General features: G+C 59.2%; 16 protein-coding genes. 14 read left to right on the plus strand and 2 right to left on the minus strand.

Annotated elements, in window-relative coordinates:
- The first annotated feature begins 86 nt into the window (after positions 1-86).
- The 8 genes from ACA058_RS05640 to rpoS all read left to right on the plus strand — a co-directional run bounded on the left by ACA058_RS05640 (position 87) and on the right by rpoS (position 7,219).
- Positions 87-1,199 carry an S-(hydroxymethyl)glutathione dehydrogenase/class III alcohol dehydrogenase gene (locus ACA058_RS05640; protein ID WP_150704253.1) on the plus strand — a complete coding sequence of 371 codons (1,113 nt, stop codon included), beginning with the start codon at positions 87-89 and terminating at the stop codon, positions 1,197-1,199.
- An 8-nt stretch (positions 1,200-1,207) separates the two neighbouring features.
- Positions 1,208-2,053 (plus strand): S-formylglutathione hydrolase, encoded by an 846-nt coding sequence (fghA, locus tag ACA058_RS05645; protein WP_497638215.1) that lies wholly within the window; start codon positions 1,208-1,210, stop codon positions 2,051-2,053.
- Positions 2,054-2,096: 43 nt separating this feature from the next.
- The gene (ispF, locus tag ACA058_RS05650; RefSeq protein WP_137808032.1) at positions 2,097-2,570 is read left to right on the plus strand and encodes a 2-C-methyl-D-erythritol 2,4-cyclodiphosphate synthase; all 474 of its coding nucleotides are present in this window, start codon (positions 2,097-2,099) and stop codon (positions 2,568-2,570) included.
- Positions 2,567-3,625, plus strand: coding sequence for a tRNA pseudouridine(13) synthase TruD (truD, locus tag ACA058_RS05655; protein WP_497638216.1), 1,059 nt, complete (start codon positions 2,567-2,569; stop codon positions 3,623-3,625). Before ispF ends, truD begins: the two co-directional genes overlap by 4 nt.
- The gene (gene surE / locus ACA058_RS05660; protein ID WP_459733495.1) at positions 3,613-4,365 is read left to right on the plus strand and encodes a 5'/3'-nucleotidase SurE; all 753 of its coding nucleotides are present in this window, start codon (positions 3,613-3,615) and stop codon (positions 4,363-4,365) included. Before truD ends, surE begins: the two co-directional genes overlap by 13 nt.
- Before the next feature lie 38 nt (positions 4,366-4,403).
- Positions 4,404-5,039: a protein-L-isoaspartate(D-aspartate) O-methyltransferase gene (locus ACA058_RS05665; RefSeq protein WP_274073596.1), complete on the plus strand. Its 636-nt coding sequence runs from the start codon at positions 4,404-4,406 to the stop codon at positions 5,037-5,039.
- Between the two features lie 210 nt (positions 5,040-5,249).
- On the plus strand, positions 5,250-6,107 hold the full coding sequence (locus tag ACA058_RS05670) for a peptidoglycan DD-metalloendopeptidase family protein (protein ID WP_497638217.1): 858 nt from the start codon (positions 5,250-5,252) through the stop codon (positions 6,105-6,107).
- Positions 6,108-6,211: 104 nt separating this feature from the next.
- Positions 6,212-7,219, plus strand: coding sequence for an RNA polymerase sigma factor RpoS (gene rpoS / locus ACA058_RS05675; RefSeq protein WP_046816537.1), 1,008 nt, complete (start codon positions 6,212-6,214; stop codon positions 7,217-7,219).
- Positions 7,220-7,701: 482 nt separating this feature from the next.
- Here rpoS and fdxA read toward each other — a convergent pair whose 3' ends face one another.
- Positions 7,702-8,025 carry a ferredoxin FdxA gene (gene fdxA, locus ACA058_RS05680; RefSeq protein WP_497638218.1) on the minus strand — a complete coding sequence of 108 codons (324 nt, stop codon included), beginning with the start codon at positions 8,023-8,025 and terminating at the stop codon, positions 7,702-7,704.
- A gap of 142 nt (positions 8,026-8,167) precedes the next feature.
- Positions 8,168-10,747, minus strand: coding sequence for a DNA mismatch repair protein MutS (gene mutS / locus ACA058_RS05685; RefSeq protein WP_497638219.1), 2,580 nt, complete (start codon positions 10,745-10,747; stop codon positions 8,168-8,170).
- 193 nt (positions 10,748-10,940) lie between these two features.
- Between mutS and ACA058_RS05690 the strand changes: the two genes are divergently transcribed.
- The 6 genes from ACA058_RS05690 to recX all read left to right on the plus strand — a co-directional run bounded on the left by ACA058_RS05690 (position 10,941) and on the right by recX (position 15,161).
- Positions 10,941-11,684, plus strand: a complete 744-nt coding sequence (locus tag ACA058_RS05690) for a LexA family transcriptional regulator (RefSeq protein ID WP_497638220.1) — start codon at positions 10,941-10,943, stop codon at positions 11,682-11,684.
- A gap of 171 nt (positions 11,685-11,855) precedes the next feature.
- Positions 11,856-12,206 carry a phage holin family protein gene (locus tag ACA058_RS05695; protein WP_497638221.1) on the plus strand — a complete coding sequence of 117 codons (351 nt, stop codon included), beginning with the start codon at positions 11,856-11,858 and terminating at the stop codon, positions 12,204-12,206.
- Positions 12,207-12,399: 193 nt separating this feature from the next.
- A complete protein-coding gene (locus tag ACA058_RS05700) occupies positions 12,400-12,963 on the plus strand; it encodes a glycoside hydrolase family 19 protein (protein ID WP_497638222.1) in 564 nt (187 codons plus the stop codon).
- 79 nt (positions 12,964-13,042) lie between these two features.
- Positions 13,043-13,543, plus strand: a complete 501-nt coding sequence (locus ACA058_RS05705) for a CinA family protein (RefSeq protein ID WP_497638223.1) — start codon at positions 13,043-13,045, stop codon at positions 13,541-13,543.
- A gap of 83 nt (positions 13,544-13,626) precedes the next feature.
- Positions 13,627-14,685: a recombinase RecA gene (recA, locus tag ACA058_RS05710; protein ID WP_497638224.1), complete on the plus strand. Its 1,059-nt coding sequence runs from the start codon at positions 13,627-13,629 to the stop codon at positions 14,683-14,685.
- Between the two features lie 8 nt (positions 14,686-14,693).
- The gene (gene recX / locus ACA058_RS05715; protein WP_497638225.1) at positions 14,694-15,161 is read left to right on the plus strand and encodes a recombination regulator RecX; all 468 of its coding nucleotides are present in this window, start codon (positions 14,694-14,696) and stop codon (positions 15,159-15,161) included.

Here is a 15,161-nt window from a genome sequence, read left to right on the forward strand (position 1 = left end):
AATAATGTTTTGCTTTTGTCCTGATTATTCACCGTAAGGCGCTGTATTACACTCTTAGTCTCGTTTTTATTCACTGGAGAATCACCATGATCAAGTCGCGCGCCGCCGTTGCCTTCGAGGCCAAGAAACCCCTCGAGATCGTTGAAGTCGATGTCGCCATGCCCAAGGCCGGTGAAGTGTTGCTGCGCGTGGTGGCTTCCGGTGTCTGCCATACCGATGCCTACACCCTCTCGGGCGCTGACCCGGAAGGCATTTTCCCGTCGATCCTCGGTCACGAAGGTGGGGCGATCGTCGAAGCGATCGGCGAAGGCGTAACCTCGGTGGCGGTGGGCGATCATGTGATCCCGCTGTACACCCCGGAATGCCGTCAGTGCAAATTCTGCCTGTCGGGCAAAACCAACCTCTGCCAGGCGATTCGTGCGACCCAGGGCAAAGGCCTGATGCCAGATGGCACATCGCGTTTTTCCTACAAGGGACAGCCGATTTTCCACTACATGGGTACTTCGACATTCTCCGAGTACACCGTGCTGCCAGAAATTTCCGTAGCGAAAATTGCCAAGGAAGCGCCACTGGAAAAAGTCTGTCTGCTGGGCTGTGGTGTCACCACCGGTATCGGCGCCGTGCTCAATACCGCCAAGGTGAAACCAGGTGATACCGTGGCCATTTTCGGCCTCGGCGGCATCGGTCTGTCAGCCGTCATCGGCGCTGTCAAAGCCAAGGCTGCGCGGATCATCGCCATCGACATCAACCCGGCCAAATTCGAGATCGCCAAACAGCTGGGTGCAACCGATTGCGTAAACCCGAAAGACTTCGACCGTCCGATCCAGGAAGTCATCGTCGACATGACCGATGGCGGCGTCGACTTTTCCTTCGAGTGCATCGGCAACGTTCAATTGATGCGTGCCGCCCTTGAGTGCTGCCACAAAGGCTGGGGCGAGTCGGTGATCATCGGTGTCGCCGGTGCCGGTCAGGAAATCGCTACCCGCCCGTTCCAGCTGGTCACCGGTCGCGTCTGGCGCGGTTCGGCGTTCGGCGGTGTGCGCGGCCGTACCGAGTTGCCAAGCTACGTGGAAATGGCCGAAACCGGTGAAATCCCGCTGGATACTTTCATCACCCACACCATGGGTCTGGAAGATATCAACAAGGCGTTCGACCTGATGCATGAAGGAAAAAGCATCCGCTCCGTCATTCATTTCTGAGGTCTGCCATGAGCCTGGAAAATATTTCCTGCCAGAAAAGCTTCGGCGGCTGGCATAAACGCTATCGGCACCGTTCCGACGTGCTCGGCTGCGACATGGTGTTCGCCGTGTACCTGCCGCCACAGGCGGAGCAGGGCGGCAAATTGCCGGTGCTGTACTGGTTGTCCGGCCTGACCTGCACCGACGAGAACTTCATGCAGAAGGCCGGCGCGATGCGCATGGCCGCCGAATTGGGGCTGATCATCGTCGCGCCGGACACCAGCCCCCGTGGCCCCGACGTGCCGGGTGATCCGGATGGTGCCTGGGACTTCGGCCTCGGCGCCGGGTTCTACTTGAACGCCACCCAGGAACCCTGGTCGCGGCACTATCGGATGCATGACTATGTCGTGCAGGAATTGCCGGCATTGGTCGAAGCGCATTTCCCGGCGTCGGACAAGCGCGGCATCAGCGGTCACTCCATGGGTGGCCACGGTGCGCTGGTCTGTGCCTTGCGCAATCCGGGGCGTTATCTGTCGGTATCGGCGTTCTCGCCGATCAACAATCCGATGGATTGCCCGTGGGGGCAGAAAGCCTTTTCCCGCTATCTCGGAGAAGACCGTTCGAAATGGCGCGAGTGGGATGCCTGCGCCCTGATTGCCGAGGCCGATGAAAAGCTGCCGCTGTTGGTTGATCAAGGCGATCGCGACGATTTCCTCGCCAATCAGTTGATGCCCGAAGCCTTGCAACAGGCGGCTAAACTGGCCGGTCATCCGCTGACGTTGCGCCTGCAACCGGGCTATGACCACAGCTATTTCTTCATCGCCAGTTTCATCGATGAACACTTGCGGCATCACGCGCATGCTCTAGGTGCCTAATGCAGGTAGAATCACGCCCTGACAAAATTCGGGGCGTTTTTTTATGCGTATTGGCCACGGCTATGATGTGCACCGTTTCGCTGAAGGCGATTTCATCACTCTGGGCGGCGTGCGCATTGCACACGGCTTCGGGCTGCTCGCTCACTCCGACGGTGACGTCCTGCTGCACGCCTTGAGCGATGCTTTGCTCGGCGCTGCTGCGCTGGGTGACATCGGCAAGCATTTCCCGGACACCGACCCAAAATTCAAGGGCGCCGACAGCCGAGTGCTGTTGCGTCATGTCGTCGCGTTGATCCACGCCAAGGGCTGGAAAGTCGGTAACGTCGACAACACCATCGTCGCCCAGGCGCCGAAAATGGCCCCGCATATCGAATCGATGCGCGCGCTGATTGCCGCGGATCTTCAAGTTGAGTTGGATCAAGTGAACGTGAAAGCTACCACCACCGAAAAGCTCGGCTTTGTCGGACGCGAAGAGGGCATTGCCGTGCATTCCGTTGCCTTGTTGCTGCGCGCATGAACGAACTGCAATTGCTCGGCCCGCGGGCCTATGGTGAACCGCTCGGCAGCGCCGTACTGAAAGCCATCGCGGAAGATTTCCAGGTCGACGAAGTCCTTGATATTCCCTTGAGCGGTGACGGCGAACACCTGTGGATCTGGGTGGAAAAACGCGGTCTGAACACTGAAGAGGCGGCACGTCGAATCGCCAAGGCAGCCGGGGTGCCATTGCGTACTGTCAGCTACGCCGGGCTCAAGGACCGCCAGGCGCTGACGCGCCAGTGGTTCAGCGTACAACTGCCGGGCAAGGCCGATCCGGATCTGTCCGCGGCAGAAAACGATACGCTGAAAATCCTCAAGACCAGCCGGCATAAACGCAAGCTGCAACGGGGCGCCCACTCGGCCAACGGCTTCACATTGCGCCTGACGCAGTTCGCTGGCGACAAGGCCGCCATTGAAGAGCGCCTGCAGCTGATCGCCAAGCAAGGCATCCCCAATTATTTCGGTGCCCAACGCTTTGGGTATGACGGCGGCAACGTGGTCGATGCCCGTGCCTGGGCCGCGCGCAAGGCGTTGCCGGAGCAGCGCAACGTGCGTTCGCGCCTGCTTTCGACCGCCCGCAGTTTCCTGTTCAACCAGGTGTTGGCCGCGCGTGTCGCCGACGGTTCCTGGCAGCGCGCACAGGTTGGCGATCTGTTGGCATTCACCGATAGCCGCAGCTTCTTTCCGGCAGGTGTTGCCGAGTGCAGCGACCCGCGTCTGGCGATTCTCGATCTGCACCCGACCGGTCCGCAGTGGGGCGAAGGTGACTCGCCGGCCACGGGCGTTGTCCATGAACTGGAGCAGGCGATCGCCGCACGCGAAGCAGACCTTCGCGATTGGTTGATCAACGCCGGAATGAGCCACGAACGTCGCATCCTGCGGCTGCCCATTGCCGGGTTGACGTGGCATTATCCCTCGCTGGACATTCTCCAACTGGAATTCGTCCTGCCGGCCGGATGCTTCGCCACCGTATTGGTGCGCGAGCTTGTTGATCTGGTGCCGGTGGGGCAGACGGACAGCCCATGCGTATTCTGATTTCTAACGACGACGGGGTAACCGCACCCGGACTCGCCGCGCTTTATGCTGCGCTGGCGGATTACACCGAGTGCGTGGTGATTGCCCCGGACCAGGACAAAAGCGGCGCGAGCAGTTCGCTCACGCTCGACCGTCCGTTACACCCGCACACGCTGGCCAACGGCTTTATCAGCGTCAATGGCACGCCGACCGATTGCGTGCACCTGGGCCTCAACGGCTTGCTCGAGCGCGAAGCGGACATGGTGGTGTCCGGCATCAACCTGGGCGCCAACCTGGGGGACGACGTGCTGTACTCGGGTACCGTGGCGGCGGCACTCGAAGGTCGGTTCCTGGCGCGTCCTGCGTTTGCCTTTTCGCTGGTCTCGCGACAAGTCGACAACCTTGCCACGGCGGCCTACTTTGCGCGCAAACTGGTCGAGGCCCATGCGGATCTCGAACTGCCACCGCGTACGGTACTGAACGTGAATATTCCCAATTTGCCGCTGGAGCACATCCGCGGTATCCAGTTGACCCGCCTTGGGCATCGCGCCCGCGCGGCAGCACCGGTGAAAGTGGTCGATCCGCGAGGCAGGTCCGGGTACTGGATCGCGGCAGCGGGGGACGCTGAGGATGGCGGCCCCGGCACCGATTTCCATGCCGTGATGCAGGGCTATGTTTCCATCACCCCGTTGCAACTGGATCGCACCTTCAATGATGCCTTCAGAAGTCTCGACGGCTGGCTGGAGGGGTTGCACCCATGACCCGTGGACAAGACGACATGCTGCATCGGGGCATTGGCATGACCTCGCAACGGACCCGCGAGCGCTTGATTCAGCGCCTGTACGAGGAGGGGATTTCTAACGCCAAGGTGTTGGAAGTCATTCGTCGTACACCGCGTCACCTGTTCGTCGACGAGGCGCTGGCGCACCGGGCCTACGAAGACACGGCGCTACCCATCGGCAATAACCAGACCATCTCCCAGCCTTATATGGTGGCTCGCATGAGCGAGTTGCTGCTCGAAGCCGGGCCGTTGGACAAGGTCATGGAAATCGGCACGGGCTCGGGCTATCAGACGGCGGTGCTGTCGCAACTGGTCGAGCGGGTTTTTTCCGTGGAGCGGATCAAGGTACTGCAAGACCGGGCCAAGGAACGCCTGGTCGAGCTGAACTTGCGTAACGTGGTATTTCGCTGGGGCGATGGCTGGGAGGGCTGGCCGGCGCTGGCGCCCTACAACGGTATTATCGTGACGGCGGTGGCAACCGACGTACCTCAGGCGCTGCTTGATCAACTGGCACCGGGAGGGCGTCTGGTGATCCCGGTCGGGTCTGGTGAGGTGCAACAACTGATGCTGATCATCCGGGAAGAACATGGCTTTTCCAGGCGGGTCCTGGGGTCGGTGCGCTTCGTCCCGTTACTCAATGGTCCACTGGCCTGAGCATTTATTTAAACGCGCTGAATTCTCTTCGATTGCCTCTGTCTTACAGCGGCGTCGGTTGATTAAACGGATTGTATTTCAGGCAGCAAACGTGTGCGCCAAGCCATTTCGCTTCATTAAGGGTAAAGCCGGCACGGCCCGTTATACTTGCGACACTTCGTGCCCGAACACGGCAAATCACATTTTCAGCCACCACAAAGGGAGCGGCGGGTGAGTCTCACAGTCATAGCGCAGCGTATGGGTACAACGAGCTTTCAGCGCCTGGTGACTGGCCTTGTCATGAGCACCTTGCTGATCGGTTGCTCCAGTAACAAATCCAGCGATGTAGGCGTTGTCGACCGCAACAAAGCCGCCGCCCAGCGTCCGGCCGTGACCACGGGGCAGTACGTCGTTCGACCCAAGGACACCCTGTTCTCCATCGCCTTTCGCTACGGCTGGGACTACAAGGCGCTGGCGGCACGCAACAACATTGCGCCGCCGTACACCATCCGTCCGGGTCAGACGATTCGCTTCGACGGACGCAGCGGTTCAACGCCGACCACAGTGGTCAGCTCGTCAAGTTCCTCGCCTTCATCCTCGAGTAAGACCACGGTCATCCGTCGCTCTGCGGACGGTACGACCACGACCACACCGGTGGTTGTACCGTCCGTCGCCAACAAACCGGCACCTGCTCCACTGCCTCCACCGGGTCCAGCCCCGACCGGCTGGGGATGGCCATCTAATGGCATTTTAATTGGCAAATTCTCATCAAACGGTAGTTTGAATAAAGGAATTGATATCGCAGGGGATTTGGGACAGCCTGTTTTAGCTGCGTCTGATGGGACGGTGGTATACGCCGGGAGTGGCTTAAGGGGCTACGGCGAATTAGTCATCATCAAGCACAGTGAAACCTACGTCAGTGCCTACGGACATAACCGCAGGCTGTTGGTTCGGGAGGGGCAGCAGGTCAAGGTCGGACAGACAATTGCCGAAATGGGGTCAACGGGTACAGACCGGGTGAAACTGCATTTTGAGATTCGCCGCCAAGGTAAACCTGTAGATCCGCTGCAATTCCTGCCGCGTCGTTGATCGCTTCCAGCCTGTTCCGTCACGTAGAGGGAACAGGCTCCAGCGTTGCCAAGGATATAGGCGCCGCTTGAGCTTGAGGTCGAACTCACCAAAGGACTATAACAATGGCTCTCAGTAAAGAAGTGCCGGAGTTTGACATCGACGATGAGGTTCTCCTGATGGAGACCGGCATCGGCACGGATTCGATGTCGAATGATGAAGGGGCGGCTCCACCTTCCGTTCGTGCCAAATCCAAACACTCCGCGACATTGAAGCAACACAAGTACATCGATTACACGCGGGCACTTGATGCCACGCAGCTGTACCTCAATGAAATCGGCTTTTCCCCTCTACTGTCACCCGAAGAAGAAGTGCATTTTGCGCGCCTGTCGCAAAGTGGTGATCCGGCCGGGCGCAAACGCATGATTGAAAGTAACCTGCGGCTGGTGGTGAAAATCGCCCGGCGTTACGTCAATCGGGGTCTGTCGCTGCTCGACCTGATCGAAGAGGGCAACCTCGGCTTGATCCGGGCGGTGGAGAAGTTCGACCCTGAACGCGGCTTCCGCTTCTCGACCTACGCAACCTGGTGGATTCGTCAAACCATCGAGCGCGCGATCATGAATCAGACCCGGACCATCCGGTTGCCGATCCATGTGGTCAAGGAGCTCAACGTGTACCTGCGTGCCGCACGGGAGCTGACGCAAAAACTCGATCATGAACCCTCGCCCGAAGAGATCGCCAACCTGCTGGAAAAACCGGTAGCAGAGGTCAAGCGCATGCTCGGCCTCAACGAGCGGGTTTCTTCGGTCGACGTCTCGCTGGGCCCGGATTCGGATAAAACCCTGCTGGACACCCTAACCGACGATCGCCCAACCGATCCATGCGAGCTGCTGCAGGATGACGACCTGTCTCAAAGCATCGACCAGTGGCTCTCGGAGTTGACCGACAAGCAGCGCGAGGTGGTTGTACGCCGCTTCGGCCTGCGCGGTCACGAGAGCAGCACCCTTGAAGATGTGGGCCTGGAAATTGGCCTGACCCGGGAGCGGGTCAGACAGATTCAGGTAGAAGGTCTGAAACGTCTGCGGGAGATCCTGGAAAAAAACGGGCTGTCGAGCGAGTCGCTGTTTCAATAAGCTATTCGTTAGCGCTCAAAAGAAAGCCCCGACTGGTTCGGGGCTTTTTGTTATTCGAATTTTTGGTTTTTCATCCTCGGGGCGTCGTAGCTTTGTAGCTTCAGGGTGTAAGTCTTCGCTTACTCTTTTCGTAAGTGTTCACTATTTTTACAGGTTGGCAGTCGACCATATTCTTTGCAGGTCAGTTTTATCCAACTGAAAAACAAGCAGATTTTCTAACATGAACGGGATGTGACAAGTCATCCGGGCCCGCGCGAGCGATTGCTCGTGACGGTAAACCCTTTAGTATCGGTGTTGTGTCAACGGACAGACACACCCTTCAAGGACGAGGGGAAAGGACATCGCAGGAAGCGATTCATCAGGATGATGAAAAGGAACACAGGGAATAGGGAAAAAATGTGGGCGGGTCAGACCGCCCCTTTTTTTGCCTGCAGAAAAGCAAAAAGGCCCTTGTGGGGCCTTTTTCGGGAACGCGGGGATAATCAGCGTTCGAGGTGTTCGATCTTGCCTGGCTTGCCATCCCAAGCAGCGGAATCTGGCAGCGGATCTTTGCGTTCGGTGATGTTCGGCCAGATTTCAGCCAGCTCAACGTTCAGCTGGATGAAGTTTTCCATGCCTGCAGGTACTTCATCTTCGGAGAAGATGGCCACCGCTGGGCATTCAGGTTCGCACAGTGCGCAGTCGATGCACTCATCCGGGTGAATCACCAGGAAATTCGGGCCTTCGTAAAAGCAGTCCACCGGACAGACTTCTACGCAGTCGGTGTACTTGCACTTGATGCAGTTGTCGGTGACGACGAAGGTCATTTCTAATTTTCTCCTCAGGCGCGGCTTGCTGCGCCCCTTCACGTAGGGGTCGCAAGGTTTGGGAGCGATAGTCTGCAGGCCAGGCTAAAAGCCTGCAGCATCCCAAACCGCGCGAGATTCTAACAGCTTGCAAGCCTATGCGTTAGACCCGTGTCTTTAGTGTATAGAGCATTTCGAGCGCGCGACGTGGCGTCATGTTGTCCAGATCGAGCTTGGCCAGTTCATCCAGCACCGGATGTGGCAGGCTTGCGAACATATCGCTCTGCTGTGGCGCGGCCGGTTTGCCTTTGACAGGCGCAGGTGTTTCATGGGGCAGGGCGGTGTCTTCCAGCCGGCTCAAGTGCTCACGGGCACGCACGATCACTTCGCTGGGCACACCGGCCAACTGTGCAACGGCCAGGCCGTAGCTCTGGCTGGCAGGCCCTGGCAGCACGTGGTGCAGGAACACGATACGTTCGTTGTGCTCGGTGGCATTGAGGTGCACGTTGGCCACCAGCGGCTGAGCTTCCGGCAGGACCGTCAGCTCAAAGTAGTGGGTGGCGAACAGCGTGTAGGCCCGCAGGTGTGCCAGGCGTTCTGCCGCCGCCCACGCCAGGGACAGGCCGTCGAAGGTGCTGGTGCCGCGCCCGACTTCGTCCATCAGCACCAGGCTGCGTTCGGTGGCGTTGTGCAGGATGTTGGCGGTTTCGCTCATCTCGACCATGAAGGTCGAACGTCCACCGGCCAGGTCATCACTGGAGCCGATCCGGGTAAAAATCCGATCGACCAGGGACAGCTCGCAGCTGGCTGCCGGGACGAAACTGCCGATGTGCGCCAGAAGCACGATCAACGCCGTCTGCCGCATATAGGTGGACTTACCGCCCATGTTCGGACCGGTGATCACCAGCATGCGGGTGTTGTCGTCGAGGCTCAGGTCGTTGGCCACGAACGGGGTGGTCAATACCTGTTCAACCACCGGGTGGCGACCCTGGTTGATGCGCATGCACGGCTCGCTGACAAAGCGCGGGCAGTTCAGGTCGAGGTTCAGCGCCCGTTCGGCCAGGTTGCTCAGCACGTCAAGCTCGGCCAGCGCTGCCGCGGTGTCCTGCAGGGGTGGCAGTTGGGCGATCAGGTCTTCGAGCAACGCTTCGTAAAGCATCTTCTCCCGCGCCAGGGCGCGGCTCTTGGCTGACAGTGCCTTGTCTTCAAAGGCCTTCAGTTCCGGCGTAATGAAGCGCTCGGCACCCTTGAGGGTCTGGCGGCGAATGTAGTCGGCGGGTGCGGATTCGGCCTGCTTGCTCGGCAGTTCGATGAAGTAGCCGTGGATGCGGTTGTAGCCGACTTTCAGGTGAGACAGGCCAGTGCGGGCTTTTTCGCGGGCTTCGAGGTCGATCAGGAATTGCCCGGCGTTCTCGCTGAGTGATTGCAGTTCATCGAGTTCGCTGTCGTAACCGGTTTTCAACACGCCGCCGTCACGGATCACCGCGGGCGGGTTGTCGATGATGGCTTTTTCCAACAATGCCGCCAGTTCCGGGTAGGTGCTGGTGGTGGTTGCCAGTTGGTTGAGGTGCGGCGCTTCAAGTTCGGTCATTGCCACTTGCAGTTGCGGCAGCGCGCCGAGGGCATCACGCAGGCGAGCGAGGTCCCGTGGACGGGCATTGCGCAGGCCGATCCGGGCGAGAATGCGCTCGATATCGCCGATTTCCTTGAGCTGCGGTTGCAGCTTTTCGAAACGGTAGCCGTCAAGCAGGCAGGTGATCGAGGTCTGGCGCGCCAGCAACACACTCAAGTCGCGCAGTGGGCGATTCAGCCAGCGAGTTAACAGCCGGCTGCCCATGGCGGTCTGGCAACGATCGACCACCGATTGCAGGGTGTTGTCGCGACCACCGGCCAGGTTGGTGTCCAGTTCCAGGTTGCGGCGGCTCGCACCGTCCAGCACCACGGTATCGTCCAGGCGTTCGTGGCGCAGGCTACGCAAGTGCGGCAGGGCAGTGCGCTGGGTTTCTTTCGCATAGGCCAACAGGCAACCGGCGGCGCCGATGGCCAGGGTCAGGTTTTCGCAACCGAAACCTTTCAGGTCCTGGGTCGAGAATTGCTGGCAAAGACTCTTCAGTGCCGAATCACGCTCGAAATCCCACGGCGCACGGCGACGAACGCCACGACGCTTCTCGGCCGGCAGATCCTTGGGCCAGTCATCCGGGATCAGCAATTCCACTGGATTGACTCGCTCCAGTTCCGCCAACAGGTTTTCCCAGCCCTTGATTTCCAGCACGCTGAAGTTGCCACTGGTGATATCCAGCACCGCCAGGCCGAACAGGCGCTCGTCGCCCAGAACAGCGGCGATCAGGTTGTCCCGTCGCTCATCGAGCAGCGCTTCATCGCTCACCGTACCCGGGGTGATGATCCGCACCACCTGACGATCCACCGGGCCTTTGCTGGTGGCCGGGTCGCCGACCTGCTCGCAGATCACCACGGACTCGCCGAGCTTCACCAGTTTCGCCAGATAACCTTCCGCCGCATGGTAAGGAATGCCGCACATCGGAATCGCCTGGCCGGCCGACTGCCCGCGAGCGGTCAGGGTGATGTCGAGGAGCTTGGCGGCCTTCTTCGCGTCTTCATAGAAGATCTCGTAGAAGTCGCCCATGCGGTAAAACATCAATTGGTCAGGGTGCTGGTTCTTCAGGCGCCAGTACTGCTGCATCATCGGCGTGTGCGAGGACAGGTCGGAGAGGGCTTTATTCATCGGATTGCCAGGAAAACTCGTTCAAAAGGTGTGGGGCAAAAGCGGGCATTGGCACGGCTTTTCCGCGATGGGCGCAAGGTTACCATGGGCAGTCTTGTCGACGCAGGCATCACGGCCGGGTGACGTCTTTATTGACGATTCATGCATAATTTATGCAAATAAGCATTTGTCCTGGCAAAAAACTTCGAGCATTATGCGCATTATGCAAAAACGCAATGTTTCGACCGTTTTAAGAGCGCTGCTCGATCAGCACGGTATCTCCCCCACGGAGCTTCACCGTCGCACCGGCGTGCCTCAATCCACGCTCTCGCGCATCCTCGGCGGGAAGATTGTCGATCCCTCGGATAAACACATCTCGAAGATCGCCGATTACTTCGCCGTCAGTACCGATCAGTTGCGTGGCCGGGCGGTCATCGCGCAGGCGTTGAGTACCCGGCGTGAAGCCGTGCATTCGCAGCTCACCGACATCAGTCTGTGGGACGACGACACCCCCATCGATGACGACGAGGTCTCAGTACCCTTTCTTCGCGAGGTTGAATTGGCTGCAGGATCAGGAAGATTCGTCATCGAAGAGAGCGAGCGTGCCAGCCTGCGCTTCGGCAAGCGCAGCCTGCGTCATAACGGAGTGCAGTTCGACCAGGCCAAATGCGTGACGGTACGCGGCAACAGCATGCTGCCGGTGTTGCGCGACGGCGCCACGGTGGGCGTCAACGCCGGCAAGCGCGGGATTGGCGATATCGTCGATGGCGATCTCTATGCCATCAACCATAACGGCCAGCTGCGGGTGAAACAGCTGTATCGACTGCCGACAGGGATCCGCCTGCGCAGCTTCAACCGCGATGAGCATCCAGACGAGGACTACTCTTTCCTGGAAATGCAGGAAGAGCAGATCCTGATCCTGGGTCATGTGTTCTGGTGGGGCATGTACGCTCGTTAACCTTTGGCTTGCTCGCCTGTAGGAGCCAGCTCCATTTGCGTGCGGCATGTTAATGCGCGGATGCATTTCTTGCGGATTAATAAATGCAATAGTGCATTGACTGTATATGCATACATGCATAGTCTTGCGCCGAACCGAATGCATCGTAAACCAATACCCTGGAGGCCTGACATGACAAACGAGCAACAACTGTTGCTGGACCTGCCGATCTGGCTCGTCGTCACGCTCGCAGTGGTCAGCGGGGTGTCCGGGGAAATGTGGCGCGCCGACAAAGAGGGCGCCCGTGGCTGGTCATTGCTGCGACGACTGGCCTTGCGTTCCGGGGCCTGCATGGTGTGCGGCGTCTCGGCAATGATGTTGCTCTACGCCGCCGGGATGTCGATCTGGGCCGCTGGCGCCTTCGGTTGCCTCACCGCGATAGCCGGGGCCGACATGGCCGTCGGATTGTACGGGCGCTGGGTGGCCAGACGTATCGGTATCGATGACGCGCCGCCGCGCGATTCCCGCCCCGACCAACAGTGAATGGGTTGCGCTCTGCTGGCCGCCATGGTCGAAGCGCTGCGCCGTTCGATGGCACAACACTGCGCAACAATTGCAGGCGAGGCATGCGTGGGTCAGTTCTGTAATCTTGCGTTCGGGGCAAGGCGCCCAACACGCCGCTGGAGGGATTTCTCCCCACCTTGCGAGCTTCATGCATCAATCAAAGGAGCGAGCGATGCGCCTCACCGAGCAACAGTTACTCATGATTTTTCCAGGCGCCCGCACTCAGGCGGGCGTGTTCATCCTCGCCCTCGATAACGCCATGGAACGTCGTAATATCAGTACCCCCGGGCGCATCGCCGCCTTCCTGGCGCAAATCGGCCACGAGTCGGGGCAGTTGCAACATGTGCGAGAGTTGGGCAGCGAGAAGTATTTCGAGAAATACGATACCGGGGACCTGGCCATACGCCTGGGCAATTCCCCTGAGCCCGACGGCGACGGTCAACGCTATCGGGGCCGTGGGCTGATCCAGATCACCGGCCGCAGTAATTATCTGCAGTGCAGTCGGGCACTTTTTGGTGATGAGCGTTTGTTGCAACAACCCGAACTGTTGGAGCTGCCGCAGTGGGCCGCCGAATCCGCGGCCTGGTTCTGGGAACGAAACGGCCTCAATGAACTGGCCGACTTTGATGAGTTCAACAGTATTACCCGACGGATCAACGGTGGCTTGAACGGGCTGCAGGATCGTTTGCTGCTTTGGGAGCGGGCAAAGGCCGTGTTATTCCCGTCTGCGGTCTGATCCTGGCGAGTCCCTGTAACTTGCAAGCGCTATTCGCTCGTGTACGTTAGGCCTCATTCCGTCCGATCAGGAGATCACCGTGAAAGAAATCACTCAGCTGGCCGCTGAACTCGGCAGGCGTCTGCAGGTTCTCAATGCCCACGTCACCGCCGCCGAGTCGTGCACGGGCGGCGGTATCAGCGAGGCGATTACCCGGATCCCGGGTAGCTCGGCGTGGTTCGAGGCCGGTTATGTCACCTATTCCAACCGACAGAAGACTCTCCAGCTGAATGTCCCGATTGAGCTGTTTTCAACCGTAGGGGCGGTCAGTCGGGAGGTGGTCGAGGCCATGGTCCGTGGTGCACAGGAAAAAAGCCGTGCGCGTTTTGCCGTGGCGGTCAGTGGTGTGGCAGGGCCGGACGGTGGTTCGCCAAGCAAGCCGGTGGGCACCGTATGGCTGGCGTGGGGCATCGACAACCAGGTGTTCAGCGAGGTGCAGCACTTTGCCGGTAACCGCGACGAGGTCCGCCGACAAACGGTGAAGGCCGCGCTAGAGGGGCTGCTGCGCCATGCCGCGGGAGAAATCTCAAATCAGGGGTAGGCGATCCGCAAACGCTGTGGAATAATACTGTCTACTTATACAGGTGTTGGCCGTCAGGCCTTATTGATTACGTGAGGACTTTAATGGACGACAACAAGAAGAAAGCCTTGGCTGCGGCCCTGGGTCAGATCGAACGTCAATTCGGCAAGGGTGCCGTAATGCGTATGGGCGATCAGGACCGTCAGGCGATCCCGGCCATCTCCACTGGCTCTCTGGGTCTGGACATCGCTTTGGGCATTGGCGGTCTGCCAAAAGGCCGCATTGTTGAAATCTACGGTCCTGAATCTTCCGGTAAAACCACACTGACATTGTCCGTGATCGCCCAGGCTCAGAAAGCCGGCGCGACCTGCGCATTCGTCGATGCCGAGCACGCCCTGGACCCTGAGTACGCCGGCAAGCTGGGCGTCAACGTCGACGACCTGCTGGTGTCCCAGCCTGACACCGGTGAGCAAGCCCTGGAAATCACCGACATGCTGGTGCGTTCAAATGCGGTCGACGTGATCATCGTCGACTCCGTGGCGGCGCTGGTGCCGAAAGCTGAAATCGAAGGCGAAATGGGTGACATGCACGTGGGCCTGCAAGCCCGTCTGATGTCCCAGGCACTGCGTAAAATCACCGGTAACATCAAGAATGCCAACTGCCTGGTGATCTTCATCAACCAGATCCGCATGAAAATCGGCGTGATGTTCGGTAGCCCGGAAACGACTACCGGTGGTAACGCGCTGAAGTTCTACGCGTCGGTTCGTCTGGATATCCGCCGCACGGGTGCGGTGAAAGAAGGTGATGAAGTCGTCGGTAGCGAAACCCGTGTCAAGGTTGTAAAGAATAAGGTGGCTTCGCCGTTCCGTCAGGCCGAGTTCCAGATTCTTTACGGCAAGGGCATCTACCTCAACGGCGAGATGATCGACCTGGGTGTTCTGCACGGTTTCGTTGAGAAGTCCGGTGCCTGGTATGCCTATAACGGCACCAAGATCGGTCAGGGTAAAGCCAACTCGGCCAAGTACCTGGCGGATAACCCGGATATTGCCGCAACGCTCGAGAAACAACTGCGTGACAAGCTGCTGTCTCCGTCTTCGGTAGCGGACTCCAAGGCTTCTGCGGTTAAAGAGACTGTAGACGATCTGGCTGACGCTGATATCTGATTGATCCGATGACCGCCGTACTCGATACCCTCGTCGCGGTGCGGCGAACCGCAATGGACCTGCTCGCACGACGCGAGCATGGTCGAGTCGAGCTGACGCGTAAGCTGCGTCAGCGCGGCGCCCTCCCCGAAATGATCGAAATAGCACTCGACCGATTGACGGAAGAGGGCTTGTTGTCCGAATCCCGCTACCTTGAAAGCTTCGTTTCCTACCGTGCCCGCTGCGGCTATGGCCCTTTACGCATTCGTGAAGAGTTGAGTCAGCGTGGCCTGCAGCGTAGCGACATCGAACTCGCCCTGCGCGAGAGTGGCATCGACTGGCGGGAACAATTGCAGGACACCTGGCGACGCAAGTTTTCCGGGCAATTACCGATAGACGCCCGGGAGCGTGCCAAGCAAGGCAGGTTCCTGGCGTATCGGGGATACTCCATGGAAATGATCAGCCGCTTGTTCAGCGGCCGAGGGATGGACGATTGA

Source organism: Pseudomonas sp. LBUM1649, assembly GCF_059716155.1.

Bases quoted from the DNA above. Each gene is read 5' to 3' on its own strand.
- ACA058_RS05640 (WP_150704253.1), top strand. From the start codon at position 87: ATGATCAAGTCGCGCGCCGCCGTTGCCTTCGAGGCCAAGAAACCCCTC.
- recA (WP_497638224.1), top strand. From the start codon at position 13,627: ATGGACGACAACAAGAAGAAAGCCTTGGCTGCGGCCCTGGGTCAGATC.
- ispF (WP_137808032.1), top strand. From the start codon at position 2,097: ATGCGTATTGGCCACGGCTATGATGTGCACCGTTTCGCTGAAGGCGAT.
- ACA058_RS05695 (WP_497638221.1), top strand. From the start codon at position 11,856: ATGACAAACGAGCAACAACTGTTGCTGGACCTGCCGATCTGGCTCGTC.
- recX (WP_497638225.1), top strand. From the start codon at position 14,694: ATGACCGCCGTACTCGATACCCTCGTCGCGGTGCGGCGAACCGCAATG.
- ACA058_RS05690 (WP_497638220.1), top strand. From the start codon at position 10,941: ATGCGCATTATGCAAAAACGCAATGTTTCGACCGTTTTAAGAGCGCTG.
- truD (WP_497638216.1), top strand. From the start codon at position 2,567: ATGAACGAACTGCAATTGCTCGGCCCGCGGGCCTATGGTGAACCGCTC.
- rpoS (WP_046816537.1), top strand. From the start codon at position 6,212: ATGGCTCTCAGTAAAGAAGTGCCGGAGTTTGACATCGACGATGAGGTT.
- surE (WP_459733495.1), top strand. From the start codon at position 3,613: ATGCGTATTCTGATTTCTAACGACGACGGGGTAACCGCACCCGGACTC.
- fdxA (WP_497638218.1), bottom strand. From the start codon at position 8,025: ATGACCTTCGTCGTCACCGACAACTGCATCAAGTGCAAGTACACCGAC.
- ACA058_RS05665 (WP_274073596.1), top strand. From the start codon at position 4,404: ATGACCTCGCAACGGACCCGCGAGCGCTTGATTCAGCGCCTGTACGAG.
- fghA (WP_497638215.1), top strand. From the start codon at position 1,208: ATGAGCCTGGAAAATATTTCCTGCCAGAAAAGCTTCGGCGGCTGGCAT.
- ACA058_RS05700 (WP_497638222.1), top strand. From the start codon at position 12,400: ATGCGCCTCACCGAGCAACAGTTACTCATGATTTTTCCAGGCGCCCGC.
- mutS (WP_497638219.1), bottom strand. From the start codon at position 10,747: ATGAATAAAGCCCTCTCCGACCTGTCCTCGCACACGCCGATGATGCAG.